Source organism: Actinoplanes utahensis, from assembly GCF_016862455.1.
Classification (GTDB): Bacteria; Actinomycetota; Actinomycetes; order Mycobacteriales; family Micromonosporaceae; genus Actinoplanes; species Actinoplanes utahensis.
Genome location: NZ_BOMZ01000041.1, coordinates 31,220 through 55,160 on the forward strand (window position 1 = coordinate 31,220; position 23,941 = coordinate 55,160).

The window sequence follows — 23,941 nt, forward strand, 5'->3', positions numbered from 1 at the left end:
GCGGCGTTCCACATCGAACCCGGCGCCCACGACGCTCGGGCCCTCGTCACGCGGGCGGCCCACACTCGGCCCGGCAACGCTCCTGGCACTGCAGCGACACCGTTACAGTGCCCGGTGATCGACTGGGCTGCTCTGACACACGCCGACGGCACCGCCGAGGACCTTCCGGACCTGCTGCGAGCCGCCGACCTCGACACGATCACGGAACTGATCTTTCCGCAGGGGACGCTCTACCCGGCGACTGTCGCCGCCGTGCCGTTCCTGGCCGAGATCGTCCGCACCGGGCCTGCCGCCCGCGACGAAGCGGCCTGGCTTCTCGGTATGATCGCCGATCCCCGGCACGCCTACGGCGTTCTGCGCGAGCAGGCCCGTGCGGCACTCGCGGCAGAGCGGCTTCCCCTCGGCGACCCCGATCCGGCGGTGCGGACGGCGGTCGCCTACGCGACGGCCCAGGCGGGCGGCCCGGTCGCGGTTCTCGGGGACCGGTTCGCGATCGAGGACCATCCGGGGGTACGGGCATCGCTGCACCTCGCCCTCGGCCACCTCGATCCGGTGCAGGCGTCCGCCCGGTTCCCCTTCGACGGCCCCGCCGAGGAGCGTTACGCCGCCGGCCTGGCCCTGGCCCGCGCCGGCACCGTCCTGCCCGCCGGCGCCGCCATCGCGATCACCGCAGCCGTCGACGAGGGACCCGAACTCCACTATGCGTGGGCCCCCCGCGAGCCGGTCGAGGAACTGGTCCTGCCCATCCCCATGTCCCGCCTCCTCGGCGACGAACGCGACGCGCTCGTCCCGGCCACCGCGGCCCCGGCCGTCGTGCCCTCGCCTGTTGCGGCGTCGACTGCAGGACGCTCGGCTGTTGGGGCGTCGGCTGCCGCGGAGCCGCCTGTCGTCGCCCTGGTCACCGCGCTCGCTGCGAGTCCGGTGGCGGACACCCGGAGGGCCGCCGTCTTCGCTGTCGCGGAGCGCTCGCGGTGTGACCGATCCGCTCCGAAGATCCTGGTTCCACTGGTGGCGGCGTTGCTGGACGACCCGGATCCCGGTGTCCGCGACGAGGTGATCAGCACGCTGCGAGACTGCGGGCCGATCGCCGGCCGCTACCGGGAACGGATCGCCGCCATCGCCGCCCACTATCCGGCCCCCGTCCCGCCAGGGGCCACTCCCGGCCGATCCGGGGCTGCGGGCCGCACGGCGATCACCTCTGAACTGAGGGCTGTCGAGACGCTGCGGTGGCTCGGTGACCCCCGTTGGGTGGAGCTCGATCCGGAACCACGCCACTGGGATCCTCGATGGATTCCCTACACCCCGGAAGCGCTGGAGGCGGTCCGCCGCCGGTTGCCCAGCCACCACCACCTCGCTGACCTGATCGCCTCCTGGGGGCCCCGTGCTGCGGCGGCCGTACCCGATCTGATCGCTCTTCTTCCCGAAACCGGCTTCATCGCCGCGGCAGCCCTCGCCCGCCTCGGTCATGCCGCGCCCGAGGCCCTGCCGCACCTGTGGCGACTCGCCCACGACGGCGACATCGACGCGGCCGCCGCCGTACGCCGCCTCACCGGCGATCCACGGTTGCTCCTCAGCGCGCTGGTCAAGACCTTCCGGTCAGAAGACGGTCGAAGGCCGGGATCCGGGCTGGCCGCCATCCTGGCCGCGTCCCGTGAGCCGCTGGTACGCCCCACGACGACCGTCCGCCCTCCACTGCTGGACCCCGGCCCGGATCTGCTGCCGGCTGTCCCCGTCGCCCGGGCCCACCTCACCGGGGAGTGTTCACGCAGCCAGGCCGACCGGCAGCTCCAGATCCTGGCCGCCGTCGTCGTGACGGCCGCCACCGGCGACAGCACACCGGTCCTGCCCACCTTGCGCGCCCTGCTCGTACCGCGGTTCCCCGCCGTCGCCGACGCCGCCGAACTGCTTGCCGACCTGGCCGGCCCCGAGCGGCCCCTCCTGCAGCGCCTCGACGAGCTGCTGAACGGCGACCGCATCATCCGCTCCGGCTCGGCGTCCGATCTCATCTGGGTCGACGAGTCCATCCGCTCCCGCCTCGAAGCGGTCCGGCAGACGGTCCGGCGCTGACCGCCGCCCACTGGCCGCCGTCCAGCCGCTGGCCGCGCGACTGGCCACGCGGCTGACCACTGATGGGATGGGCCGCGAAGGAGCCCTTTTCACGGCATCGGGGCGTGCCGGAGGACCGGCGGTTCCAGGCCGACCGCTTCTGGATGTGTCCGCCGCTCACCGGATGACGCCAGCCGTGCAGATCCGCCGCTGCGCGGACAGTCGCATCGGGTGGCCGGAAGTCGTGAATCGGCGAGTCGGGTGGTTTCGTGGCCGGCTGGTGCTGCTCGAACTCGCGGGTGTGCCGAGGGTGAGGTGCGGTCGGGGAAGGGCGGAGTGGTGGGCGAAGGGGCGGTATGCCGGCCAGGGCGGATTGAAACGGTGTCGTTGGGCGGGGGTGGAAACCGGCTCGGATCCGGCCTTGACCTCGGGTGAGCGGCCGCCGTAATCTACCGGCAACTCTGAAACGTTTCACGCGTGAGCGACCTGACGAGCGACCTGACGAGCGGCCCGACAGGCCGCCTGACAGGCCGCCTGAACACACAGCCCGACCAGCGGCCTCCGCAGCAGCCCGACAAGCCTGAGAAGCACGCCGAAGAGAAGCGGATCCCCATGACCAACCCCGTAGTCTCCGAGCTCATCGCCCGCTCGAACCGCCTCGGTGCGGATCCGAAGACCACCAACTACGCCGGCGGCAACACCTCCGCCAAGGGCGCCGGCACCGACCCGGTCACCGGTGACGCGGTCGACCTGGTGTGGGTGAAGGGTTCCGGCGGCGATCTCGGCACGCTCACCGAGAAGGGCCTGGCCGTGCTGCGCCTGGACCGGCTGCGCGCGCTGCCGGCTGTCTATCCGGGGCTGGACCGTGAGGACGAGATGGTCGCCGCCTTCGACTACTGCCTGCACGGCCGGGGTGGCGCGGCTCCCAGCATCGACACCGCGATGCACGGCCTGGTCGACGCGCCGCACGTGGACCACCTGCACCCGGACGCGGGCATCGCGATCGCGACGGCCGCCGACGGCCCGGCCCTCACCAAGGAGATCTTCGGCGACCGGGTCCTCTGGGTCGACTGGCGCCGCCCGGGCTTCCAGCTGGGCCTCGACATCGCCGCCGTGTACAAGGCGAACCCGCAGGCGATCGGCGTGATCCTGGGTGGCCACGGCATCACCGCGTGGGGTGCGACAAGCGACGAGTGCGAGGCCAACTCCAACGAGATCATCGACACCGCCGCGGCGTACCTGGCGGAGCACGGCCGCAGCGCGCCTTTCGGTGCGACGGTGATTCGATCCCTGGCGGCAGACGTACGCCGTGAGCGTGCCGCTGCCCTCTTCCCGGTGATCCGCGGTCTCGTCTCGACCGACCGCCCGCAGGTCGGCCACTACGACGACAGCGATGTGGTCCTCGACTTCGCCAACAGCGAGCGCCTGGCCGAGCTGGCCGCGCTGGGCACGTCCTGCCCGGACCACTTCCTGCGGACCAAGGTCAAGCCGCTGGTCGTGGACACCGCCCCGGACGCCCCGCTGGACGAGGTGATCGCCCGGCTGACGGAGCTGCACGAGGCGTACCGGGCGGACTACCGCGGCTACTACGAGCGGCACGCGACCGCGGACAGCCCGGCGATCCGCGGCGCCGACCCGGCGATCGTGCTGGTCCCGGGGGTGGGCATGTTCTCGTTCGGGGCGAACAAGCAGACCGCCCGGGTCGCCGGCGAGTTCTACGTCAACGCGATCAACGTGATGCGCGGCGCCGAGTCGGTGTCCCGTTACGCCCCGATCGACGAGGCCGAGAAGTTCAAGATCGAGTATTGGGCGCTCGAGGAGGCGAAGCTGCAGCGGATGCCGAAGCCGAAGCCTCTGGCGACCCGGATCGCCCTGGTCACCGGCGCCGGTTCGGGCATCGGGCGGGCGATCGCGCTGCGCCTGGCCGCCGAGGGCGCCTGTGTCGTGGTCAGTGACCGGGACACCGAGGCGGCCGCGACCGTGGCCGCCGAGATCGGTGGGCCGGACGTCGCCGTGCCGGTGAGCCTCGACGTCACCGACGAGGCGGGCGTCGCGCAGGCCGTACAGCAAGCGGTCCTGGCCTTCGGCGGGGTTGATCTGGTGGTCAACAACGCCGGCCTGTCGCTGTCGAAGTCGCTGCTGGACACCACCGCCCGCGACTGGGACCTGCAGCACGACGTGATGGCCAAGGGCTCGTTCCTGGTGTCGCGGGAGACCGCGCGGGTGCTGATCGCCCAGGGCATGGGCGGCGACATCATCTACATCTCCAGCAAGAACTCGATCTTCGCCGGGCCGAACAACGTCGCCTACGGCGCCGCCAAAGCCGATCAGGCCCACCAGGTGCGCCTGCTCGCGGCAGAGCTCGGCCCGCACGGCATCCGGGTCAACGGCATCAACCCCGACGGCGTGGTACGAGGTTCCGGCATCTTCGCCGGAGGCTGGGGCGCCGACCGCGCGGCCGTTTACGGCGTGCCCGAGGAGAAGCTCGGCGAGTTCTACGCCCAGCGCACCCTGCTCAAGCGCGAGGTGCTGCCGGAGCACATCGCCAACGCGGTCTTCGCGATCACCGGCGGCGACCTGACCCACACGACCGGCCTGCACGTTCCCGTCGACGCGGGCGTCGCCGCGGCATTCCTCCGATGAGTGACGCGTTCGCCGCCGTCGATCTCGGCGCGTCGAGTGGGCGGGTCGTGGTCGGCCGGTTCCAGAACGGAAGACTGGACCTGCAGGTGGTGCACCGGTTCCCGAACGAGCCGGTGCGCGTCGGCGGCACCCTGCACTGGGACATCCTGGCGTTGTTCCGGGGCGTGGTCGAAGGCTTGCGCAAGGCCGGGCCGGTGCGCAGCATCGGCATCGACTCGTGGGCTGTCGACTACGGGCTGCTGGACTCCAGCGGGGCGCTGCTGGGCAACCCGGTGCACTACCGGGACTCGCGCACCGACGGGATCGCCGACCGGGTGCGGGACCTGTACGACGTGTGCGGGCTGCAGAGACTGCCGTTCAACACGGTGTACCAGCTGCTCGCCGCCGAACCGACGCCCCAGTACGCGGCCGCGCACCGGCTCCTGATGATCCCCGACCTGCTCGCGTACTGGCTGACCGGTGAGATCGGCGCGGAGTACACCAACGCGTCGACCACGGGACTGCTGGACGTACGTACCCGGGAATGGTCCTCGTCGTTGATCGTGGAATTGGGGTTGCGGGGCAGGCTGTTGCCGCCGGTGCGGCACCCGGGATCGCTGATCGGGCACTACGAGGGCACGCCGGTGATCGCCGTCGGGTCGCACGACACGGCCAGCGCGGTCGTCGCCGTGCCCGCCGAGGGGGACGACTTCGCGTATATCTCCTGCGGCACCTGGTCCCTCGTCGGCCTGGAACTCGACCAGCCGGTGCTGAGCGCGGAGTCCCGGGCGGCGAACTTCACCAACGAGGGCGGCGTCGACGGCACCATCCGCTACCTGCGCAACGTCATGGGCCTGTGGCCGCTGCAGGAGTGCCTGCGCGAATGGGGCTCCCCGGACCTGCCGGAGCTGCTGCGGGCGGCCGCCGCCGAACCCGCCCTGGCCCACGTCGTCGACCTCGACGACCCGCTGTTCCTGCCGCCCGGCGACATGGCGGCGCGGCTGCGCAAGGCGGCGAACCTGCCGGCTGACGCCGGACGGGCGACGATCGTCAGATGCGTCCTGGACAGCCTGGCGCTCGCGCACCGGCGCGCGGTGCGCCAGGCCCAGGAGCTCTCCGGGCGTACGGCGACCGTCGTGCACCTGGTCGGCGGCGGCGCCCTCAACGAACTGTTGTGCCGGCTGACCGCCGACGCCTGCGGGCTGCCGGTGCTGGCCGGCCCGGTGGAGGCGACGGCCATCGGCAACCTGCTCGTCCAGGCCCGCGCCGCCGGAGTCGTCACCGGGGGACTGGATGCGATGCGGGCGCTGGTGCGCGAGACTCAGGCGATCGTGCGCTACGAGCCGGCCGGCTCGACCGGAGCCTGGGACGACGCCGCCGCACGAGCAGGGAGGTGACCCGTGCGGATCGCGTTCTTCGCCACCTGCCTGGCCGACACCCTCTTCCCGGAGGCGGCCAAGGCCACGGTGCGGCTGCTGGAGCGGCTCGGCCACGAGGTGGTGTTCCCGCCTCAGCAGACCTGCTGCGGGCAGATGCACATCAACACCGGTTACCAGAAGGAGGCGTTACCGCTGATCAAGCGGTACGCGAAGACCTTCGATCCGTACGACGTGATCGTGGTGCCGAGCGGCTCGTGCGCCGGGTCGATCCGGCATCAGCACGCCATGGTCGCCTCGGCCCACGGCGAGCCGGGGCCGGCGGCGCGCAGCGAGTCGGTGGCCGCGCGCACCTACGAGCTGTCCGAGCTGCTCATCGACGTTCTCCAGGTGGAGGATGTGGGGGCCTACTATCCGCACCGGGTCACCTACCATCCGACCTGTCACTCCTTGCGGATGACGCGGGTCGGTGACAAACCGCTGCGGCTGCTGCGGCAGGTCCGCGGCATCGACCTGGTCGAGTTGCCGGCCGCCGAGCAGTGCTGCGGGTTCGGTGGCACGTTCGCCATCAAGAACGCCGAGACGTCCACGGCGATGCTCGCCGACAAGATGACCAGCATCGTCTCCACCGGCGCCGACGTGTGCACCGCCGGCGACACCTCGTGCCTGATGCACATCGGCGGCGGGCTGTCCCGGCTGCGGGCCGGCGTCCGCACCGTGCACCTCGCCGAGATCCTGGCCTCGACGGAGTACTCATGAGCACCTTCCTCGGCATGCCGGTCACCGCCCCGCGCGGTGTCGGTCATCTGCGCGGCGACCAGTCGTTCCCGGACGCTGCCCGGGAGGCACTGGGAAACGCGCAACTCCGGCGGAACCTCCGGCACGCGACGACCACGATCCGCGGCAAGTCGGGCCGGGTGATCGCCGAACTGCCCGACTGGCAGGAACTGCGTGACGCCGGCTCGGCGATCAAGGCGGACGCCATGGCCCGGCTGCCCGAGCTGCTGGAACAGCTCGAGACGCGGGTCGCCGAGGCGGGCGGCGTGGTGCACTGGGCGGCCGACGCCAACGAGGCCAACGCCATCGTCACCGATCTGGTGCGGCGGACCGGCTCGGACCGGGTCATCAAGGTCAAGTCGATGGCGACCCAGGAGATCGGGCTCAACGAGGCCCTGGAAGCCGCCGGGATCACCCCGGTCGAGACCGACCTGGCCGAACTGATCGTGCAGTTGGGCGACGACAAACCCAGCCACATCCTGGTCCCGGCCATCCACCGGAACCGGTCCGAGATCCGGGAGATCTTCCTCAGGGCGATGCCGGGCGTGGACCCGGCGCTGACCGACGATCCGCCGGTGCTGGCCGCCGCCGCCCGCCGGTACCTGCGGGAGACGTTCCTGTCGACGAAGGTCGCGGTCAGCGGCGCCAACTTCGCCATCGCCGACACCGGGACGCTCGGCGTCGTCGAGTCCGAGGGCAACGGGCGGATGTGCCTCACCCTGCCGGACACCCTGATCACCGTGATGGGCATCGAGAAGGTGCTGCCGACCTGGCAGGACCTGGAGGTGTTCCTGCAACTGCTGCCGCGGGCGTCCACCGGGGAGCGGATGAACCCGTACACCACCATGTGGACCGGGGTCACCCCCGGCGACGGGCCGCAGAACTTCCATCTGGTGCTGCTCGACAACGGCCGCAGCGCGGTCCTGTCCGATCCGGCCGGGCGGTCGGCGCTGCACTGCATCCGCTGCTCGGCGTGCCTCAACGTGTGCCCGGTGTACGAGCGGACCGGTGGGCACTCGTACGGCTCGGTCTATCCCGGGCCGATCGGCGCGGTCCTGTCGCCGCAGCTCACCGGGGTCGCCGACAACGCCTCCCTGCCGTACGCGTCGTCACTCTGCGGCGCCTGCTTCGACGCCTGCCCGGTGAAGATCGACATCCCGTCGATGCTGGTGCACCTGCGCAACAAGGTGCCGCACGGGCGGGCCGAGAGAGCGGCGATGGCCGCCGCCGCGTACACCATGGACCGCCCGAAGCTGTACGCGTCCGCGCAGCGCGCCGCCAAACTGGCCCGGATCCTCGGGCGCCGCGGACGTGGCCTGCCCCCGCCGCTGTCCGGCTGGACCGCCGGCCGGGACCTGCCCGAGTTCCCGAAACAGACCTTCCGCGATTGGTGGGCCCAGCGTGAGCAGCCGTGACCTGATCCTCGGCCGGGTACGGGCCGCGCTGCGCGACGCCCCGGTGGTTCCCGTGGCGCCGCGCGACTACCGGCCCGCCGGCACGAACCGGGCCGACCTGGACGTGCTGATCGACCGCCTCGTCGACTACAAGGCCGAGGTCTACCGGGTGCCGTCGGCCGAGGTGGCGGCGACGGCGGCACGGCTGGCCGGGGACGGTGCGGTCCTCGTACCCCCCGGTCTGCCCGAGGAATGGCGCCCGGCGGGCGCCTACGCCGACGACCACCTGACAGCGGACCGCATCGCCGAGGCCGGCGCCGTCCTCACCGCCGCGGCCGTCGCCGTCGCCGAGACCGGCACCATCGTCCTGGACGCGTCGCCCGACCAGGGCCGGCGCGTCATCACCCTGCTCCCCGACGTGCACGTCTGCGTGCTGCGCCCGGCCCAGGTCGTCGCCTCGGTGCCGGACGCGATCGCCCGTCTCGACCCATGCCGCCCGCTGACCTGGATCAGCGGCCCCTCCGCCACCAGCGACATCGAACTGAACCGGGTCGAGGGCGTCCACGGCCCCCGCCACCTGCACGTTCTCATCCTGACCGACTGAGCTGGCGGGACAGGGCCTCCATCGTGCCGCTCACCTCGCCGGCGCGGTCGTGCAGGTCGCGCAGCACCTCCGGGGAGTCCTCCGGATGGTGCTGGGCGCGGTCCTCCAGGTCGGCGCAGAGGGCGGCGAACTGGTTCGCTCCCAAGGTGGCCGACGACGCTTTCAGGGCGTGCGCGAGACGGGCCAGGTTGCGGGTGTCACCGGTGGCGGCGGCCTCGTCCATGCGGTCCAGCAGGCCGGGCAGCCGGTCGGCGTAATTGTGCAGGATGTGGGCCAGCCGCCGCCGTTCGGCGGGTTCGGCGTCCGGGCCGGCGATCACGTCGACGCAGGCCCGGATGGTGGCCGGCTCGCTGTCGTCCGGGCCCGGCAGCGGGCCGAGACCGGCCAGGCGGACGTCGGCGTACGCGGCGGCGGTCGCCAGCACCACGTCCAGGTCGTCCGCGTCGACCGGCCGGGCCAGCACCCCGTCCACTCCGGCGCGGGCGAAGTCCTCCAGCTCGTCGGCGTCCGAGCAGACCGCGATGATCCGCGGCGCGCCGTGCGACGGCGGGTCGGCCCGGATCAGCCGGACCGCGGTGGGGCCGTCCAGCACGAGCAGGCCGGAACCCATCAGCAGCAGGTCGTAGCGGTCCCGCAGCGCCGCCTCGACCGCCGCCTCCCCGTCGGCGACGGTCAGCACCCGGTGGCCGCGCCGCTCCAGCATGCGCCGGGTCAGCCGCTGATCCACCGGATCGTCCTCGGCCACCAGGACCAGCAGCGCCTGCTTGCGGCCGTCCACCCGGCGTTGCAGGCGTCCCGGCTGGGCGGCCTCCTCGGCCCGCAGCGTGACGGTGACCGTGGTGCCGTGACCGGGCCGGCTCTCCGCGGTCACGGCGCCACCCATCGACCCGGCCAGCCGCCGGCACAGCAGCATCCCCGGATCACCGGGCCGGTCGACGGGCACGCCCAGGCCGGTGTCCCGGACCGAGAACCGCACCTCCAGGCCGTCGTCGCGGGGCCGGGCCGACGCGCTGACCGTGACCGCGCCGTGGTCGGTGTGCGCCACCGCCTGCCGCAGGATCGCCGACAGGATCCGGCGGACCCGTTTCTCGTCGCCGCGGATCCGCTCCGGGCAGCCGGACGCCAGGTGCCCGGACAGGTGCAGGCCCTTCGTCTCGGCGGCGGCCGCGACCGGGTCCATCGCCCGGCGCATGCAGCCGCGCAGCGAGAACGGCCGCCGGTCCAGGGTCAGGCCACCCGCCTCGATCCGGGCCAGGTCGAGCAGGTCGTCGACGGCGGCGAGCAGCGCGGTGCCGCTCGCGTGCACGGTCTCGGTCAGCTCACGCTGCCGGTCGTCGAGCGGGGTGTCCCGCAGCAATGCCGTCATGCCGGTGACGGCGGTCATCGGGGTGCGGATCTCCTGGCTCATCGCTCCCAGGAAGGCCGCCCCGGCGGCGGTGGCGGCGTCCGCGTTGTTCCGGGCGGTGGCGGTGGTGGCCATCGACTCGTTCAGCACGGTGGCGACGTCGGCGAGTTCGCGCGGGGAGCGTACCGCCGCGGGGGTGGTCCAATCGCCGCGCCGGACCCGCCGGACGGCGGCCGAGATCTCGCGGGACGCCGCGCTGAAACGGCGTTCCAGCAGTCGGCCGCCGGCCAGCATCAGCAGCAGCGCCACCACGGACACCCAGACGATCAGCCACCGGCTGGTCCGGGCGGTGGCGCCCGCCTCGCCGAGCCGCCGGTCCAGCACGGTCTCCTCGTGCCGCCGCATCCCCTCGGCCGCGGCCCGCAGTTCGGTGACCCCGGCGGACGGGTCGAGCCGGTCCAGGTAGTCCCGGTGCACCGGATCCGATCCGGTCAGCCGCGCGGCCTCGGCGGTCTTGTGCCGAAGCGTGCCGGCATCGACCGGTTCCGTCCCGAGGACCGCCTGCACCTCGCCGATCCGGGACAGCGTCACAGCCGACTCGCGCAGCGTCGCCTGCCGGGCCAGGGTCTCGTGGTTGCGCACGTGAGCGATCGCCCCGACCGTGGCGACGGCCACCAGCGCGCCGGCCACGCCCGCCCTGAGCAGGCCCCCCACGGTCCAGATCCGGTCACCGAGTCGCGGCACGCCCATTACTGTATGGATTGATCAAGGAGGTCGGGGTGGCTTCGGTACTAGCGGTCGACGATGATCCGACCCTGCTGCGCATCGTCGAGACGGTGCTCAAGCCGGCCGGTTTCGACGTCACGTCCCGCAACACCGGGCAAGCCGCGCTGCGGGCCGCCGCCGCCCGACCGCCGGACTGCGTCGTGCTGTCGGCCTCCCTCGACCCGGCCGGGCACGACCTGGACGCGGCAGCCGTCTGCGGCGCCCTGCGTGCCGACCCGGCCACCGCGGGCGTGCCGGTCCTGCTGCTCACCGCCCGCGGATCCTGGCTGGACGCGGCGGCGGCGTTCGACGTCGGCGCCGACGACTACCTGCCGAAACCGTTCGCCGCCCAGGACCTGCTGAGCCGTGTCCAGGACCTGACCGCGATCGGCGAGGCGCCGGTCTCAGTGCCGGTCTCAATGCCGGGCGCCGTCGGCGCCCAGCAGCTCCCGTAACCGTGCCAGCGCCCGCATGCTGCGCATCTTCACCACCGAGGTGGAGACGCCGAGGATCTCGGCGACCGTCTCCACGCTGTGGCCAGGGTCGCCGTCGCGTTCCGCCCGGTCCCGGCGCCACAGGCTCACCGCCGGGTCTCTGCATGACCGCCGGACCATCGGATCGGTCACGCGGAATCCGGAATCCGGCGAATCCGCCAGCGCAAACCGTGACAATCTACGATCGTGAGCAGCGGAATGGGGCAAACTGCAGGTAAACGGCGCATCCGGTGGATCGGCGCCACGATCGTCGTGCTGGGCGCCGTGGCCGGAGGCGTGATCCTAGCGCTCGACCAGGACGAGAAGTCCCGGCCGGCCGCCCTGGTGGTGGCCGCGGCCGACCGGGGCGCGGTCACCGTCGACGTGGCCACCACCGGCACCGTCGAACCCGCGACCACCCGCAGCCTCGCCTTCGCGGTGAGCGGCACGGTCGAGTCGGTGACGGTCCGGGCCGGCAACAAGGTCACCAAGGGGCAGACCCTGGCCCGAATCGACGACGCGGACGCGGCCGACGACGTCAGCGACGCCGAGGCCAAGCTCGCCGAGGCCCGCCGGCGGCTCGACGACGCGACGGCCGTCGTCGCCGAGGCCACGGCCGTCGCCACCGCCTGCGCCGTGACCGCGACCCGGGGCCCACAGCTACTCGCCGGGGGAGAGGCCCTCGGCGGCGGCGAGGCGCTCGGCGGCGAGCAGGCCGCGGCGGCCGCCGCCTGCCCCACCCGCGGTCACCCGGACACCGGCAGCGACCCGGTGCTCACCGCCGAGCAGCAGGTCCACCAGGCGACCCGCGCCGTCGAGGTGGCGCGGAAGGCCCTGGACGGTGCGACCATCACCGCCCCGATCGCCGGGACCGTCGTCGCCGTCGCCGGCAGCGTCGGCGACCAGGTGCCGAGCGGGGCCACCTTCATCAGCCTGGCCGACACCTACACCATGCAGGTCCGGGCGGACTTCCCGGAGGCGGACGCGGGCGCGCTCACCGTCGGCCAGCGCGCCGAGATCACCCTGGCCCGCTCCGACGACATCCTGACCGGCGAGGTGGCGCAGGTCGACCCGGCCGGCACCTCGGACGGCACCCTGGTCCGCTACGGCGTGGTGGTCGCCTTCGCGGACTCCCCAGCCGATCTGCTCGTCGGACAGAGCGCGCAGGTCAAGGTACGCACCGGCGAGGTCGCCGACGTGGTCCGGATCCCGTCGACGGCGGTACACGACGTCTCCGGCGGATCAGGCACCGTCCTGGTTCGCAGCGGAAACGAGCGGATTCAGCGCACCGTGGCGGTCGGGCTCCGCGGGGACCTGTACACCGAGATAACCGACGGACTGTCCGAGGGCGATCAGGTCGTACGTTCCTGGTGATCGGCAGATGTTCCGATTGCGGGCGGGACGAACCGCCCGGAAGGCATGATGACGGTGTGAAAGCGCTTCGTCGTCCCAGCACGGCGGTCAACGCCCTGCTGGCCCTGCTGATCGTCGGCGCCGGGTTCTGGGGATGGACCCTGCTGCGGGACACCTCGCAGACCACCCAGGCGAGCGCGTCGGGGATCCGCACCGTCACCGCCACCGAGGGCGACGTGATCCGTACGCTGTCCGCCGCCGGCGCCGTGGCCAGCGCGTCGACCGCCACCGCCACGTTCGCCACCGCCGGCACGGTGACCCAGATCAAGGTGAAGGTCGGGCAGGAGGTCCGATCCGGCGCCCTGCTCGCCCAGGTCGACCCCACCGACGCCCAGCGCGACCTGGCCCTGGCCCGGGCGAACCTGGAGGCCGCCGAGGACGCCCGGGACCGGGCCACCGCCGCCGGTACGGACACCGACAACGCGGCCAACGCGATCACCCAGGCCGAGCTGGCCGTGGACGAGGCGGAGGCCGCCGTCGCCGGGACCCGCCTGACCGCCCCGATGGGCGGCACGGTCACCGCGGTCAACGGCACCCTCGGCGGATCGTCCACCAGCGGCTCCGCCGGTGACACCGGTGGCGCCGGCGGGTTCGTCGACATCGCGGATCTGAAGAAGCTCCAGATCACGGCCGCGTTCTCCGAGGCGGACGCGACCGAGCTCAAGGCGGGCCAGAGCGCGACGATCGTCTGGAACGCGCTGCGGGGCGCCGAGACGACGGGCGAGGTGGTGGCCGTCGACCCGACCGCCACCAGCGAGGACGGCGTGGTCACCTACGGCGTGACGGTCAGCCTGCCGAACCCGCCGGACGGCGCCAAGCCGGGCCAGACCGTCACCGTCTCGGTCGTCACCGGCAGCGTCGAGAAGGCCGTCATGGTCAACTCGGCGGCCGTCAGCGCGGCCGGCAACCGGCGCACCGTCACCGTCGTGGACGGCACCGGCCGGCAGGAGGTCCGCCAGGTGAAGGTCGGCCTGGAAGGCGACGACGCCACCCAGATCACCTCGGGCCTGGCCGTCGGCGAACGGCTCGTGCTGCCCACCACCTCCACGACCACGACCGGCGCCACCGGCGGCACCATGCGGATGGGCGGCACCGGGTTCACCGGCGGCGGGGCGCCGCCGGGCGGCGGAACGGGCGGGCGCTGATCATGCATCCGGTCCTGGACGTCCGGGAGATCACCAAGGTGTACGGCGAGAGCGACACCGAGGTACGCGCTCTCGACGGCGTGAGCCTGCGGGTCGACAGGGGCGAGTACGTGGCCGTGATGGGCCCGTCCGGTTCCGGCAAGTCGACGCTGATGAACATCCTCGGCTGCCTGGACGTGCCGACCAGCGGGGCCTACCTGCTGGACGGCGTGGAGGTCAGCCGGCTCAGCGACGAGCAGCTGGCCCTGGCCCGGAACCGGCTGATCGGGTTCGTCTTCCAGGCGTTCAACCTGATCCCGCGGACCAGCGCCGTGGCGAACGTTGAGCTGCCGCTGGCGTACTCCGGGATGAAGGCCGCCGAACGCCACCGCCGCGCCATGTTCTCCCTGGATCTCGTGGGTCTCGCCGACCGGGCCGACCATGAGCCCCATCAGCTCTCCGGGGGCCAGCAGCAGCGGGTCGCGGTGGCCCGCGCGCTGGTCACCGAGCCGGCCCTGCTGCTGGCCGACGAGCCCACCGGCAACCTGGACAGTCACGCCACCGAGGAGGTGCTCGCCGTGTTCGACGATCTCAACGCGGCCGGCCGCACCATCGTGATCATCACGCACGAGGACGAGGTGGGAGCCCGTGCGGACCGGCTGATCAGGCTCTTCGACGGCCGGCTCACCAGCGACACGCGCCAGGAGCCGACCGGCCGGCACGCTCTGGCGCTGCATGCGGCAGGCGAGAAATCATGAACTTCCCTGAGATCGTACGATTCGCCCTGCGCGGGGTCGGCGCCAACAAACTCCGGTCCGTCCTCACCATGCTCGGCATCCTGATCGGCGTCGCCGCCGTCATCCTCCTCGTCGCCGTCGGCAACGGGTCGGCCCAGGCGATCGCCACCCGGATCGAGGCGCTCGGCACCAACACCCTGACCGTGCTGAGCACCGGCCGCGCCGCCGGCGGCCTCACCATGAAGGTCGCCGACGCCCTCGACGACCCGGTGCTCGCCCCCGGCGTCCGCTCCGTCACGCCCGTGGTCAGCGCCTCGGCCACCCTCACCCACGAGGGCGCCGAGCACCGGATCAGCTCGTTCGTCGGCACCACGCCGTCCTGGTTCACCGCGTCGAACTTCCCGGTGGAGACCGGCGCGATCTTCACCGACGACGACGAGGCCCAGGCCCGCCGGGTCGTGGTGATCGGGCAGACCGTCGCCGAGGAGCTGTTCTCCGGTGTCGACCCGGTCGGCCGCCAGGTCACCGCCGGCGGCGCGCTGTTCACCGTCACCGGGGTCCTCGAGGAGAAGAGCTCCGCGGGCTTCCAGGACGTCGACGACATCGCCGTCGCGCCGATCAGCGCGGTCCGGCAGGTCCTCGCCGGGTACGGCCCGCTGACCTCGATCCTGGTCGAGGCCGACGACTCGTCCCAGGTCGATCTGGTCCAGTCCGAGATCGGCGCCATCCTGAACCGGAAGATCCCGGCGGGCAGCGACGGCGCCGCCGCGTACCGCATCCAGAACGCCTCCCAGCTGCTGGCGACCCAGACCGAGACCGCCGGCACGTTCACCACGCTGCTCGGTGCGGTCGCCGCGATCAGCCTGCTGGTCGGCGGCATCGGCATCACCAACATCATGCTGGTGACGGTCACCGAACGGACCCGCGAGATCGGCATCCGCAAGGCCCTCGGCGCGCCCCGGCGGGTGATCCTCACCCAGTTCCTCGTCGAGGCGACCCTGCTCAGTGTCATCGGTGGAGGTCTGGGCGTCGCGGCCGCCGTACTCGGCAGCCGTTTCCCGATCGTCGGGGTGCAGCCGGTGATCGTGCCCAGTTCCATCGCGCTCGCCCTGGGCGTGTCCGTGCTGATCGGCCTGTTCTTCGGTGGCCTGCCCGCCGCCCGTGCCGCCCGCCTCCGCCCGATCGACGCCCTCCGCTACGAGTGAGGACCACCTTGTCTCCCAGGAACCAGGCTCCGCACACCGAGACGTCCCCCGACCAGGCGCACGACCCGTCCCACGACCAGGCGCCCGGTAACCGCGACACCGAGGTCATCCCCCGGGCCGAGGCGCCCTCCGATCTGAACCAGGCGCTCGCCGCGGCCGGCCCGCGCCGCTGGTGGAACCGGACCACCATCGGGCTGCTCGGCGTGGTCCTGCTGGTCGGCGGCTTCCTCGGCGGGGTGCAGGCGCACGAACGGTGGGGCGTCCCGGCATCGTCCGGGACCAGCGGCATGGCCGGCGGGTTCGGCGGCGGTGGCCGGGGTGGCGCGTCCGTGGCTCCCGGTGACGCCGGGACCGCCGGTCAGGGCACCACCGGCACGGTGAAGCTCGTCGACGGCACCACCCTCTACGTGCAGACCGCGAGCGGCGAGACGGTCACCGTCCGGACCAGCGACAGGACGGCGGTGAAGGTCAGCCAGACCGCCAGCCTGGCCAGTCTCACCTCCGGCCTGGCCGTCACCGTCCAGGGCGTCCCCGACTCCGAGGGCATCATCTCCGCCACCGCGGTCACCGCGGGCTAGCTTCCGGAGTGTGGCGTGCGGCGGCTCGGGTGCCGGTGGCGGCGGATCAGCACCACCGCGACGGCGACCAGGAACAGATCCAGCACGACGATCAGCCCCGCCCAGCTGAACAGCAGCATCACCGGGGGGACCAGGATGAACAGGGCGGCGCAGAGCACCGCGAGGGCGGGGAAGCGGGCCGGCCCGCAACGGTCGGCCATCCGCGCCGCGAACTCCGGATCGCTGAGGTGGACGCGGCTCTCCAGATCGGCGAGCACCCGCCGGTCGTCATCGCTCAACATCGATGCCCTCCTCGCGAGGTGAGCGCTCAGTGCTACCCGGGATCCGGCAGGCCTAAACCACCTGTTCCGGGGAACCCGGCTGTCATGGCGAAAGAGCAGCACGAACAGGAGACGCGGGAACAGCCCGGAACGGTGAGCCCGGCACGGATGCCGCGCCATCCCGCGTCCCGTCCGCGGGCCGAGGCCGACCGCGAACTCGTTCCACCCGACGCCGACCTGCAATCCGGCTGGACGGAACCCACCCGGGAGCCGTGACCCCGGCGGGGCCGGCGGTGGGTCAGCCGGTCAGGCCGGTCAGGAGAGCGGTGAGGAGGGCGGTGCGCGAGGCGAGGCCGGAAGCGGAGACCCATTCGGTACGGGCGTGCGCGCCGCCGCCGGGCGGGGCCAGCCCGTCGACGGTGGGATGGCCGAGGGAGCCGGTCGTGTTGGTGTCGGCGGCGCCGTCGGCGGGACGGCCGTCGACGGTCTGGCCGATCGACGTGGCGATCGAGCGGATCTGTTCCAGCAGGGCCGTGCCCGCGGGGGACGGGCGCCAGGTGGGCCGGTGGGAGAGCAGCCGGGTGGACACCGTGGCTTTCGGGTGGCCCGGGCGCAGGTCGTGCAGCGCGGTGAGGACGGCGTCCTCGTCGTCCGGGTCGGTGAAGCGCAGGCCCAGCTCGGCGTAGGCCTGGCCGGCGACCACGTTGGTGCGGCCACCCCCGGCGATGGTGCCGGTGTTCAGCAGGACCGGGCGGGACGCGACGAGCGACCGGATCCGGATCAACTGGTCGACCAGTTCGTCGATGGCGCTGGCGCCGGCGTCCGGGTCGAGGGCGGCGTGCGCCTCCACGCCGGTCACCTCGACGCGGGCGCGGGTGCTGCCCCGGCGGCCGGTCTTCAGGTCGCCGCCGGGGTGCGGTGGTTCCAGGCCGAGCACGGCACGGGAGCGGGCGGCCTCCGAGCGCACCAGGTCACCGGCGGTGGGGGAGCCGATCTCCTCGTCGGCGACGACGATCACCCGTACCTCGGGATGTGGGGGAACCGGCCCCGGGCCGTCGGTGAGCGAGGAGACCGCCGTGAGCAGGGCGGCGATCCCGGCCTTGGTGTCGTAGACGCCGGGGCCGCGGATCACGTCACCGTCGACCGACCACGGCATCCCGGCGAGCGTGCCGGCCGGCCACACCGTGTCGTAGTGGCTGAGCAGCAGGATCGGCGGGCCCGGGACACCGCGGGCGGGCAGCGTCCAGATCAGGTGGTCGCCCGTCGGGTGCGTCTCGCGGGCGGTGCGGAGACCGGCGCGGCCGGCGTCGGCCTCGAGGACCTCGGCCAGGGCGGCGAGGGCCTTCCGATCCCCGGTGGGTGACTCGAGCATCGTGTACCGGTGCAGCGCCTCGAACGCGGCTGACGACATATGCGAACGCTAAGTTGCCATCTCGGCGTTGTCAACGAGCGATGATGTTGCCAGGATGACGGTTATACGTTTCGTATCCTTGCCAGGGGGGCGCCATGGAAGTCCGCGAACTCGTGCGCCCGGCGGATCTGCTCGCGGCGGCGGCGCTCTATCGGTCGGTCTTCGGCTACACCCAGCCGGAATACGGGGTGAGCCCCCGCCTGCTCGCCGCGCTCCGGGAGAACTCCGGCTCGGTGATCGGCGCGTTCGACCCGGCCGGCCGGGTGGTCGGCTTCTGCTACGGGTTCACCGGCGTGGACGGCGGTGAGCTCTACCACTACTCGCAGGCGGCGGTGGTCGCCCCCGAGGCGCAGGGGTGCGGCGTGGGGCGGCTGCTGAAGCAGGCGCAGGCGGAGGTCGCCCGGGCGACGGGGGCGCGGACCATGCGGTGGACCTTCGATCCGTACGCGCTCCGCAACGCCCATTTCAACTTCGCCGTCCTCGGCGCGGCCGGGATCAGGTTCCTGCCCGACTACTACGGCGACGACACCGACCGGGTCCTGGTCAGCTGGGATCTGTGGCACGCCCGCAAGCACGGCACCCCGGCGCCCGGCGTGGCAGCCCCCGCGACGGACCGGCTCGCCGCGCCGTCGCGGTCCGACCGCGCGGTCCTGCGGGCCCGGCTGGCCGAGCGGTTCGCCGCCGGCGCCCGGCTGACCGGCGTCACCCGTGCCGCGGACGGCGCAGACCGGGTGGTCTACACGTTCGAGAACGACGACACGATCGAGAATGAAGCGTGACGACCCACCGATCCACCCCGTCCGAGCGGTTCGACCGCAACGTGCAGCGCCGCTCCGCCCAGGTTCTCAAGCAGCGGGTCCTGGAGCAGCAGCGCACCGAGTTCGAGAAGGCCCTCGCCTGGGCCGCCGAACAGGACGCGATCGAGCGTGCCGCCGCCCTGATCGTCTCGGCTCGCCGGCGTCACCTGCTGGGGTACGGCAAATCGCTCGCCTACGCGTCGATGCTGGCCACCGACCTGAGCGCCGGCCTGTCCGGGGTGCAGCTGATCGGTGACGGCTCGCTGCGGGCCCTGGACGTGCTCAGCGACATCCGTCAGGGCGACCTGATGGTGGCCGTGTCGATGTCCCGCTACCGCCGGGAGACCGTCGAGGTCGCCGGCGCCTACGCCCGGCGCGGCGGCGACCTGGTGCTGATCACCGACGCCGACGACACCCCCCTGTCGCACCTGGCCACGACCAGCATCGTGATCGGTGCGGACAGCGCCTCGTACGCGAACTCGCCCACCTCGGTCGTGCTCGCCCTGCACCTGCTCGCCACCCTGACCATCGCCAGCTCGAAGGGCGCCGGCCGGCGTCTGCGCGACCGTGACGCCCTCGCGTCCGAGCTGCGGATATACGCGGAGACCGATGATCGAGATCAGTAGGATCGAGCTGCGCCGGGTGCGGCTGCCGCTCGTCCGCCAGTTCCGGACCAGCTCGCACGCCAAACGCGAACTGGAGCACATCCTGGTCACGCTGACCGGCGCGGACGGGACCGTCGGCTGGGGCGAGATCGCCTCACCGTCCGGGCCGTTCTACGCGGCCGAGACGGTGGACAGCTGCTGGGCGGTGGCCCGGTCGTTCCTCGCCCCGATCGTGCGCAAGACCGCCTGGGAGCATCCGTCGGAGCTGGCGGCGGCGCTGGCGACGGTGCGCGGGAACCAGTTCGCGCGGGCCGGGTTCGACATGGCGGCGTGGTCGCTGTGGTCGGCCGTCGCGGGTGTGCCCCTGGCGCAAGCCCTCGGTGGACAGCGGGCGAAGGTCGAAGCCGGGGTGTCGCTGGGCATCGAGCCCACCATCGACGACCTGCTCGGCCAGGTGGGGCTGCGGGTCGCCGAGGGTTACCGGCGGGTCAAGCTGAAGATCGCCCCGGGATGGGATGTCGAGCCGGTGCGAGCGGTCCGGGCGGCCTTCCCGGAGACGCCGTTGCACGTCGACGCCAACGGGGCCTATCCGGTGAACGAGACGGCCGTCTTCCGGCGGCTCGACGGCCTCGGCCTGATGATGATCGAGCAGCCCTACGCGCCCCGCGCCCTGGTCGCCCACGCGGCGCTCCAGACGAGACTGGCCACACCCCTCTGCCTCGACGAGTCGGTGGAGGAGGTGGACGACCTGATCACCGCGGTGCAGCTGAAGGCCGGGCGGATCCTCAACATCAAGGTCTCCCGCATGGGCGGGCTGACCCAGGCGGTCCGTGCCCACGATCTCGCCCGGGCGGAGGGTGTCCCCGTCTGGTGCGGCGGCATGCACGAGTTCGGCATCGGCCGGGCCGCCAACGTGGCCCTCAGCTCCCTGCCCGGCTTCACCCTGCCGTCCGACGTGTCCGGATCCGACAAGTACTACGCGCGCGACGTCACCACCGAGCCGATCGTCTGCACCGGCGGCTTCGTCGAGGTCCCCACCGTGCCGGGCCTGGGCCGGGAGGCGGACGCCGGTTTCCTCGACGAGCGGACCGGGGACCGTTTCACCCTGTGATGCCGTGGACCGCCGCGGCCTCCACGGTGCGTGCGGTGGGCGTACCCCCGAGAATGATCCTCCGAAGTGCGGTGTTGTCGGTGGCGCACAGCTCGGCGAGACGCCCGTCCGGGTCGGCGGTGACCTCGAGGTGGTAGATGCCGTTCGGCAGGTCCGTGATGTCGAACGTCCGGGTGGTGGTGGCGCCGTTGCCGATGTCCAGGACCGTGCACGTGCTCTCCGGGCGCCACCGCGCGCCCGGGATCGTGTAGTCGACGGCGTCCGTGCCGGCCAGGCAGAACGCCTCCGCGCGGCCGCGTGCGACGACGTTCCGTTCGGCATCGAGCAGAGCGTGCCCCGCGAGGCCGGTGGCGTCACCGGCCGGACGGGACCCGAACGGCCGGCCCCGGGAGTCGAAGAGCAGCTGGTAGGGCCCGTCCATCACCAGCGGGGACGTGCCCGCGTTCCAGATCGTCGCGCGGAAGCTCAAGAGCCACCGGCCGTCCTTGCGCGACGCGGAGACATGCCAGGCCGGCAGCGAGCGCAGATCCGGTCGCGGGCCGTCCTTCGGGGTGCTGTCGAGGACCGGCGGGCGGGCCGACGGCGCCGGGGGAGCGGCCGGCGCGGGCCGGGTCACCGGCGCCGGGGGAGCGGCGTCGACCACGGTCACGGCGACCGTCGCGGTGGCGTTCCGCTCCGGGATCCCGAACGCCTTCCGATATCTCGGCGCCAGGGTGGCCGTGGCCGTGTACCGCCCGGCCGCCAGCTTCAGCGCGGATCCCGGCTGGTCCGGGACGGCGGCGCTCCAGCCGGCCGGCACCCCCCAGACCGCGCCGAGGGCGAACGGGTTCTCCCCACCGCAGCGGATCGGGTACGGGTTGGCCGCCGCCGCGTCCCGCCGGCTCGGCGCCGACACCTCCGCGTTGCCGCAGAACACCGTCCGGTATTGCGCCACGATCCGCCCGGAGCCGTCGGTGAAGGTGATCGTGGTGAAGCCGTCCAGGCCACGCAGACCGGTGACCATGCCGGCGGGCAGCTGCACGCGGGTCCTCTCGCCGTCCACGTCGACGATCCGGTAGGCGAGGACCGGCTTGTCGTAACCGGCGCGCCGGGCCCGCACCTCGAACGGCTCCCGGCCCGCGACGACACGCAGACCCAGGTCGAAGCGGACCACACCGCCGGAGTGGCGTTCCGCGGTCACCGTCGTCCCGGCCGCCACCAGCGCCAGAGGCGGTGGGGGCGCCGCCGTGTCGGCCGCGCCCACCCCGATACCGGCGATGACGAGCATCACCGCCGCGGCCCGTGCACCCGTCCCCATCCTGGCCATACCGGCCATCCCAACCGGAAAGCTGTGAACCGCCTGGGAGGGCCGAGGGGGTTGGCACGAACCGGGGATCAGCCCCCGAAGGCCGCCGTCACCTCGGCCGGGGTCAGGCCCCGCGCGCGGTAACCGGCGGTGCCGGTGTCCAGCAGCTCCCGCGCGGCGTCGCGCAGCGCCCCGTACGCCGCCCAGGCCAGCGAGCCACCCACCGACACCCGCCGGACCCCGGCCCGCGCCAGCTCCGGCACACTCGGCACCCCCGGCAGCAGCAACACGTTGACCGGCGCCCGCACCGCCGTGACGAACCCCGCGATGTCGTCCTGGAGACCGGGGGCGAAGAGCACGCCGGCGCCCGCGTCCCGGTACGCCACCAGCCGGGTGATCACGTCGTCCCGGTCGCCCTGCCCGTACAGCAGGCCCTCGGCCCGCGCGGTCAGCACCAGCCCGTGCCGCCGCGCCGCCTCGGCCGCCACACCCACCCGCTCGACCGCCGCGGCGAGCGGCTCGACACTGCCGGTCGCCGGGTCGTAGTCCTCGATGGACACGCCCGCCGCGCCCGCCTCCGCGAGCAGCTCCACCGTCTCGGCCGGGTCGTCGAACAACCGCTCCGAATCCACGCTGAGCGGCACGGTGATCGCTCTCGCCATCGCCGCCACCTGCGTGACCAGCTCGTCCCGCGTCACCTGTTGATCCAGTTTGCCCAGGGCGGCGGCGAGCCCGGACGAGGTGGTGGCGACCGCCGGGAAACCGGCCGTCTCCAGCAGACGGGCCGAGCCGGCGTCCCAGGCGTTGGGGATGACGAACGTGCCGGCCGCGTGCAGGTCGTGAAATCGCTGACTCATGGCGGCCAGCCTTTCACGCTGGGGAAGAATGGACATGTGGGTGATCTTCGAGTCGCGGTGGCGGTCGTCGGGGCAGGATTGACGGGTACGGCCACCGCGTGGGCCCTGGCCCGCCGCGGAATCTCCGTCGCGCTCCTCGAGGCGTACACGATCGGGCACGCCAACGGCAGTTCGCACGGCTCGTCCCGGATCGTGCGGCGCGCCTACCCCGACCCGTTCTATCTGCGGCTCACCGGGCAAGCGAACGAAGCCTGGGCCCGGGCCTCCGAGGACACCGGCGTTCCGCTCGTCCGGTGGACCGGCGCCGTGGACCACGGCGCCACCCGCGACCCGGCCGGCCTGGCGGAGAGGTTCACCGCCGAGGGCCTGGCGTGTTCCCTGCTCACCGCCGGGGAGGCGGCCGAACGCTGGCCGGGCATGCGGTTCGCCGGCCCGGTCCTGTACCACCCCGAGTCCGGCTACCTGAACGCCGACGCCGCCGTCCACGCCTTCGCCCGCCGCGCCGCCGGGCTCGGCACGACAGTCCTGGAGAACACCCGGGTCACCGCGATCACCCCGGTCCCGTCCGGAGCGCTGGTCCGCACCGGCGACGGCCCGGCCGTCGCCGCGGACACCGTGGTGGTGGCCGCCGGCCCGTGGCTGCCCGAACTCGGCGCGGTCGTGCCGGCGCCGCTGCCACCGCTGACCGTCACCCAGCAGCAGGTCTTCCACTTCCCGTTCCGGGACCCGTCCACCGCCTGGCCCACCTCGATCCACATGGGCGAGGTGCAGGTGTACGCGCTGCCGTCCGGGTCGGACGGCGGGGCGCGGCCCGCGTACAAGGTGGCCCAGCACGACGGCGGCGTCCCGACCACGGCCACCACCCGCGACCGCCGGATCGACCCGGCCTCCCGCGACCTGATCGTCCGGTACGTCCGCGACTTCCTGCCCGGCCTGGAACCGGAACCGGTCGCCGCGGCGAGCTGCCTCTACACCAGCACCCCCGACGAGGACTTCGTCCTGGACCGGGTCGGCCCGGTCGTCCTCGCCTCCCCGTGCTCCGGCCACGGCGCCAAGTTCGCGGCGATCATCGGCGAGATGACCGCCGCGCTGGCCCTCGGTGACGCGGCACCCGAACCGCGCTTCTCGCTGGGCCGTTTCTGATCGCTCAGTCTCT

At 73.0% G+C, this 23,941-nt stretch carries 23 protein-coding genes; 17 read left to right on the plus strand and 6 right to left on the minus strand.

The window, feature by feature from the left end; genetic code table 11:
• Positions 1 to 114: 114 nt before the first annotated feature.
• The 6 genes from Aut01nite_RS15105 (at position 115) to Aut01nite_RS15130 (ending at position 8,819) form a co-directional block, all read left to right on the plus strand.
• The gene (locus tag Aut01nite_RS15105) at positions 115 to 2,067 is read left to right on the plus strand and encodes an amino acid adenylation domain-containing protein (protein ID WP_043523504.1); all 1,953 of its coding nucleotides are present in this window, start codon (positions 115 to 117) and stop codon (positions 2,065 to 2,067) included.
• A gap of 591 nt (positions 2,068 to 2,658) precedes the next feature.
• Positions 2,659 to 4,689, plus strand: a complete 2,031-nt coding sequence (locus Aut01nite_RS15110) for a bifunctional rhamnulose-1-phosphate aldolase/short-chain dehydrogenase (RefSeq protein ID WP_043523573.1) — start codon at positions 2,659 to 2,661, stop codon at positions 4,687 to 4,689.
• On the plus strand, positions 4,686 to 6,065 hold the full coding sequence (locus Aut01nite_RS15115) for a rhamnulokinase (protein ID WP_043523505.1): 1,380 nt from the start codon (positions 4,686 to 4,688) through the stop codon (positions 6,063 to 6,065). The genes Aut01nite_RS15110 and Aut01nite_RS15115 overlap by 4 nt, the downstream gene beginning before the upstream one ends.
• Before the next feature lie 3 nt (positions 6,066 to 6,068).
• Positions 6,069 to 6,803 carry a (Fe-S)-binding protein gene (locus Aut01nite_RS15120; RefSeq protein WP_043523506.1) on the plus strand — a complete coding sequence of 245 codons (735 nt, stop codon included), beginning with the start codon at positions 6,069 to 6,071 and terminating at the stop codon, positions 6,801 to 6,803.
• The gene (locus Aut01nite_RS15125) at positions 6,800 to 8,236 is read left to right on the plus strand and encodes a LutB/LldF family L-lactate oxidation iron-sulfur protein (RefSeq protein WP_043523507.1); all 1,437 of its coding nucleotides are present in this window, start codon (positions 6,800 to 6,802) and stop codon (positions 8,234 to 8,236) included. Before Aut01nite_RS15120 ends, Aut01nite_RS15125 begins: the two co-directional genes overlap by 4 nt.
• On the plus strand, positions 8,223 to 8,819 hold the full coding sequence (locus Aut01nite_RS15130; RefSeq protein WP_043523508.1) for a LutC/YkgG family protein: 597 nt from the start codon (positions 8,223 to 8,225) through the stop codon (positions 8,817 to 8,819). Before Aut01nite_RS15125 ends, Aut01nite_RS15130 begins: the two co-directional genes overlap by 14 nt.
• Here the strand turns inward: Aut01nite_RS15130 and Aut01nite_RS15135 are convergent.
• Positions 8,803 to 10,908, minus strand: coding sequence for a histidine kinase dimerization/phospho-acceptor domain-containing protein (locus Aut01nite_RS15135; protein ID WP_236642583.1), 2,106 nt, complete (start codon positions 10,906 to 10,908; stop codon positions 8,803 to 8,805). The two genes, Aut01nite_RS15130 and Aut01nite_RS15135, sit on opposite strands and share 17 nt — an antisense overlap.
• A 35-nt stretch (positions 10,909 to 10,943) precedes the next feature.
• On the opposite strand from Aut01nite_RS15135, the gene Aut01nite_RS15140 reads away from it, so the two are divergent.
• On the plus strand, positions 10,944 to 11,384 hold the full coding sequence (locus Aut01nite_RS15140; RefSeq protein WP_083998600.1) for a response regulator transcription factor: 441 nt from the start codon (positions 10,944 to 10,946) through the stop codon (positions 11,382 to 11,384).
• Here Aut01nite_RS15140 and Aut01nite_RS15145 read toward each other — a convergent pair.
• On the minus strand, positions 11,346 to 11,513 hold the full coding sequence (locus Aut01nite_RS15145; protein ID WP_236642584.1) for a sigma factor-like helix-turn-helix DNA-binding protein: 168 nt from the start codon (positions 11,511 to 11,513) through the stop codon (positions 11,346 to 11,348). The genes Aut01nite_RS15140 and Aut01nite_RS15145 overlap by 39 nt on opposite strands.
• Positions 11,514 to 11,609: 96 nt before the next feature.
• Here Aut01nite_RS15145 and Aut01nite_RS15150 point away from each other — a divergent pair, with 96 nt between their 5' ends.
• Genes Aut01nite_RS15150 through Aut01nite_RS15170 form a run of 5 tightly spaced genes read left to right on the plus strand, consistent with a single transcriptional unit; the run spans position 11,610 to position 16,459 of the window.
• Positions 11,610 to 12,776: an efflux RND transporter periplasmic adaptor subunit gene (locus Aut01nite_RS15150; RefSeq protein WP_052163374.1), complete on the plus strand. Its 1,167-nt coding sequence runs from the start codon at positions 11,610 to 11,612 to the stop codon at positions 12,774 to 12,776.
• A 56-nt stretch (positions 12,777 to 12,832) separates the two neighbouring features.
• The gene (locus Aut01nite_RS15155) at positions 12,833 to 13,960 is read left to right on the plus strand and encodes an efflux RND transporter periplasmic adaptor subunit (RefSeq protein WP_043523510.1); all 1,128 of its coding nucleotides are present in this window, start codon (positions 12,833 to 12,835) and stop codon (positions 13,958 to 13,960) included.
• 2 nt (positions 13,961 to 13,962) lie between these two features.
• Positions 13,963 to 14,697: an ABC transporter ATP-binding protein gene (locus Aut01nite_RS15160; RefSeq protein WP_043523511.1), complete on the plus strand. Its 735-nt coding sequence runs from the start codon at positions 13,963 to 13,965 to the stop codon at positions 14,695 to 14,697.
• A complete protein-coding gene (locus Aut01nite_RS15165) occupies positions 14,694 to 15,881 on the plus strand; it encodes an ABC transporter permease (protein ID WP_043523512.1) in 1,188 nt (395 codons plus the stop codon). The genes Aut01nite_RS15160 and Aut01nite_RS15165 overlap by 4 nt, the downstream gene beginning before the upstream one ends.
• An 8-nt stretch (positions 15,882 to 15,889) precedes the next feature.
• Positions 15,890 to 16,459, plus strand: coding sequence for a hypothetical protein (locus Aut01nite_RS15170; protein ID WP_236642585.1), 570 nt, complete (start codon positions 15,890 to 15,892; stop codon positions 16,457 to 16,459).
• Here the strand turns inward: Aut01nite_RS15170 and Aut01nite_RS15175 are convergent.
• Entirely contained in the window at positions 16,456 to 16,740 is a 285-nt protein-coding gene (locus tag Aut01nite_RS15175) for a DUF3040 domain-containing protein (RefSeq protein WP_063958731.1), read from the minus strand. The two genes, Aut01nite_RS15170 and Aut01nite_RS15175, sit on opposite strands and share 4 nt — an antisense overlap.
• 84 nt (positions 16,741 to 16,824) lie before the next feature.
• Here Aut01nite_RS15175 and Aut01nite_RS15180 point away from each other — a divergent pair, with 84 nt between their 5' ends.
• A complete protein-coding gene (locus Aut01nite_RS15180; protein WP_161790595.1) occupies positions 16,825 to 16,995 on the plus strand; it encodes a hypothetical protein in 171 nt (56 codons plus the stop codon).
• Between the two features lie 22 nt (positions 16,996 to 17,017).
• On the opposite strand, the gene Aut01nite_RS15185 is transcribed toward Aut01nite_RS15180, so the two are convergent.
• Positions 17,018 to 18,130 (minus strand): M20/M25/M40 family metallo-hydrolase, encoded by a 1,113-nt coding sequence (locus Aut01nite_RS15185; RefSeq protein ID WP_043523513.1) that lies wholly within the window; start codon positions 18,128 to 18,130, stop codon positions 17,018 to 17,020.
• A 95-nt stretch (positions 18,131 to 18,225) separates the two neighbouring features.
• Between Aut01nite_RS15185 and Aut01nite_RS15190 the strand changes: the two genes are divergently transcribed.
• Genes Aut01nite_RS15190 through menC form a run of 3 tightly spaced genes read left to right on the plus strand, consistent with a single transcriptional unit; the run spans position 18,226 to position 20,643 of the window.
• On the plus strand, positions 18,226 to 18,909 hold the full coding sequence (locus tag Aut01nite_RS15190) for a GNAT family N-acetyltransferase (RefSeq protein WP_043523514.1): 684 nt from the start codon (positions 18,226 to 18,228) through the stop codon (positions 18,907 to 18,909).
• Positions 18,906 to 19,553 (plus strand): MurR/RpiR family transcriptional regulator, encoded by a 648-nt coding sequence (locus Aut01nite_RS15195; protein ID WP_043523515.1) that lies wholly within the window; start codon positions 18,906 to 18,908, stop codon positions 19,551 to 19,553. The genes Aut01nite_RS15190 and Aut01nite_RS15195 overlap by 4 nt, the downstream gene beginning before the upstream one ends.
• Positions 19,537 to 20,643 (plus strand): o-succinylbenzoate synthase, encoded by a 1,107-nt coding sequence (gene menC, locus Aut01nite_RS15200; protein WP_043523516.1) that lies wholly within the window; start codon positions 19,537 to 19,539, stop codon positions 20,641 to 20,643. The genes Aut01nite_RS15195 and menC overlap by 17 nt, the downstream gene beginning before the upstream one ends.
• On the opposite strand, the gene Aut01nite_RS15205 is transcribed toward menC, so the two are convergent.
• Both Aut01nite_RS15205 and Aut01nite_RS15210 read right to left on the minus strand, forming a co-directional pair.
• The gene (locus Aut01nite_RS15205; RefSeq protein ID WP_236642586.1) at positions 20,633 to 21,940 is read right to left on the minus strand and encodes a lysyl oxidase family protein; all 1,308 of its coding nucleotides are present in this window, start codon (positions 21,938 to 21,940) and stop codon (positions 20,633 to 20,635) included. The two genes, menC and Aut01nite_RS15205, sit on opposite strands and share 11 nt — an antisense overlap.
• 77 nt (positions 21,941 to 22,017) lie before the next feature.
• The gene (locus Aut01nite_RS15210; protein ID WP_043523518.1) at positions 22,018 to 22,785 is read right to left on the minus strand and encodes an isocitrate lyase/PEP mutase family protein; all 768 of its coding nucleotides are present in this window, start codon (positions 22,783 to 22,785) and stop codon (positions 22,018 to 22,020) included.
• A gap of 36 nt (positions 22,786 to 22,821) precedes the next feature.
• Here Aut01nite_RS15210 and Aut01nite_RS15215 point away from each other — a divergent pair, with 36 nt between their 5' ends.
• Complete coding sequence (locus Aut01nite_RS15215; RefSeq protein WP_043523519.1) at positions 22,822 to 23,928, plus strand: FAD-dependent oxidoreductase; 1,107 nt, start codon at positions 22,822 to 22,824, stop codon at positions 23,926 to 23,928.
• Positions 23,929 to 23,941 lie beyond the last annotated feature (13 nt).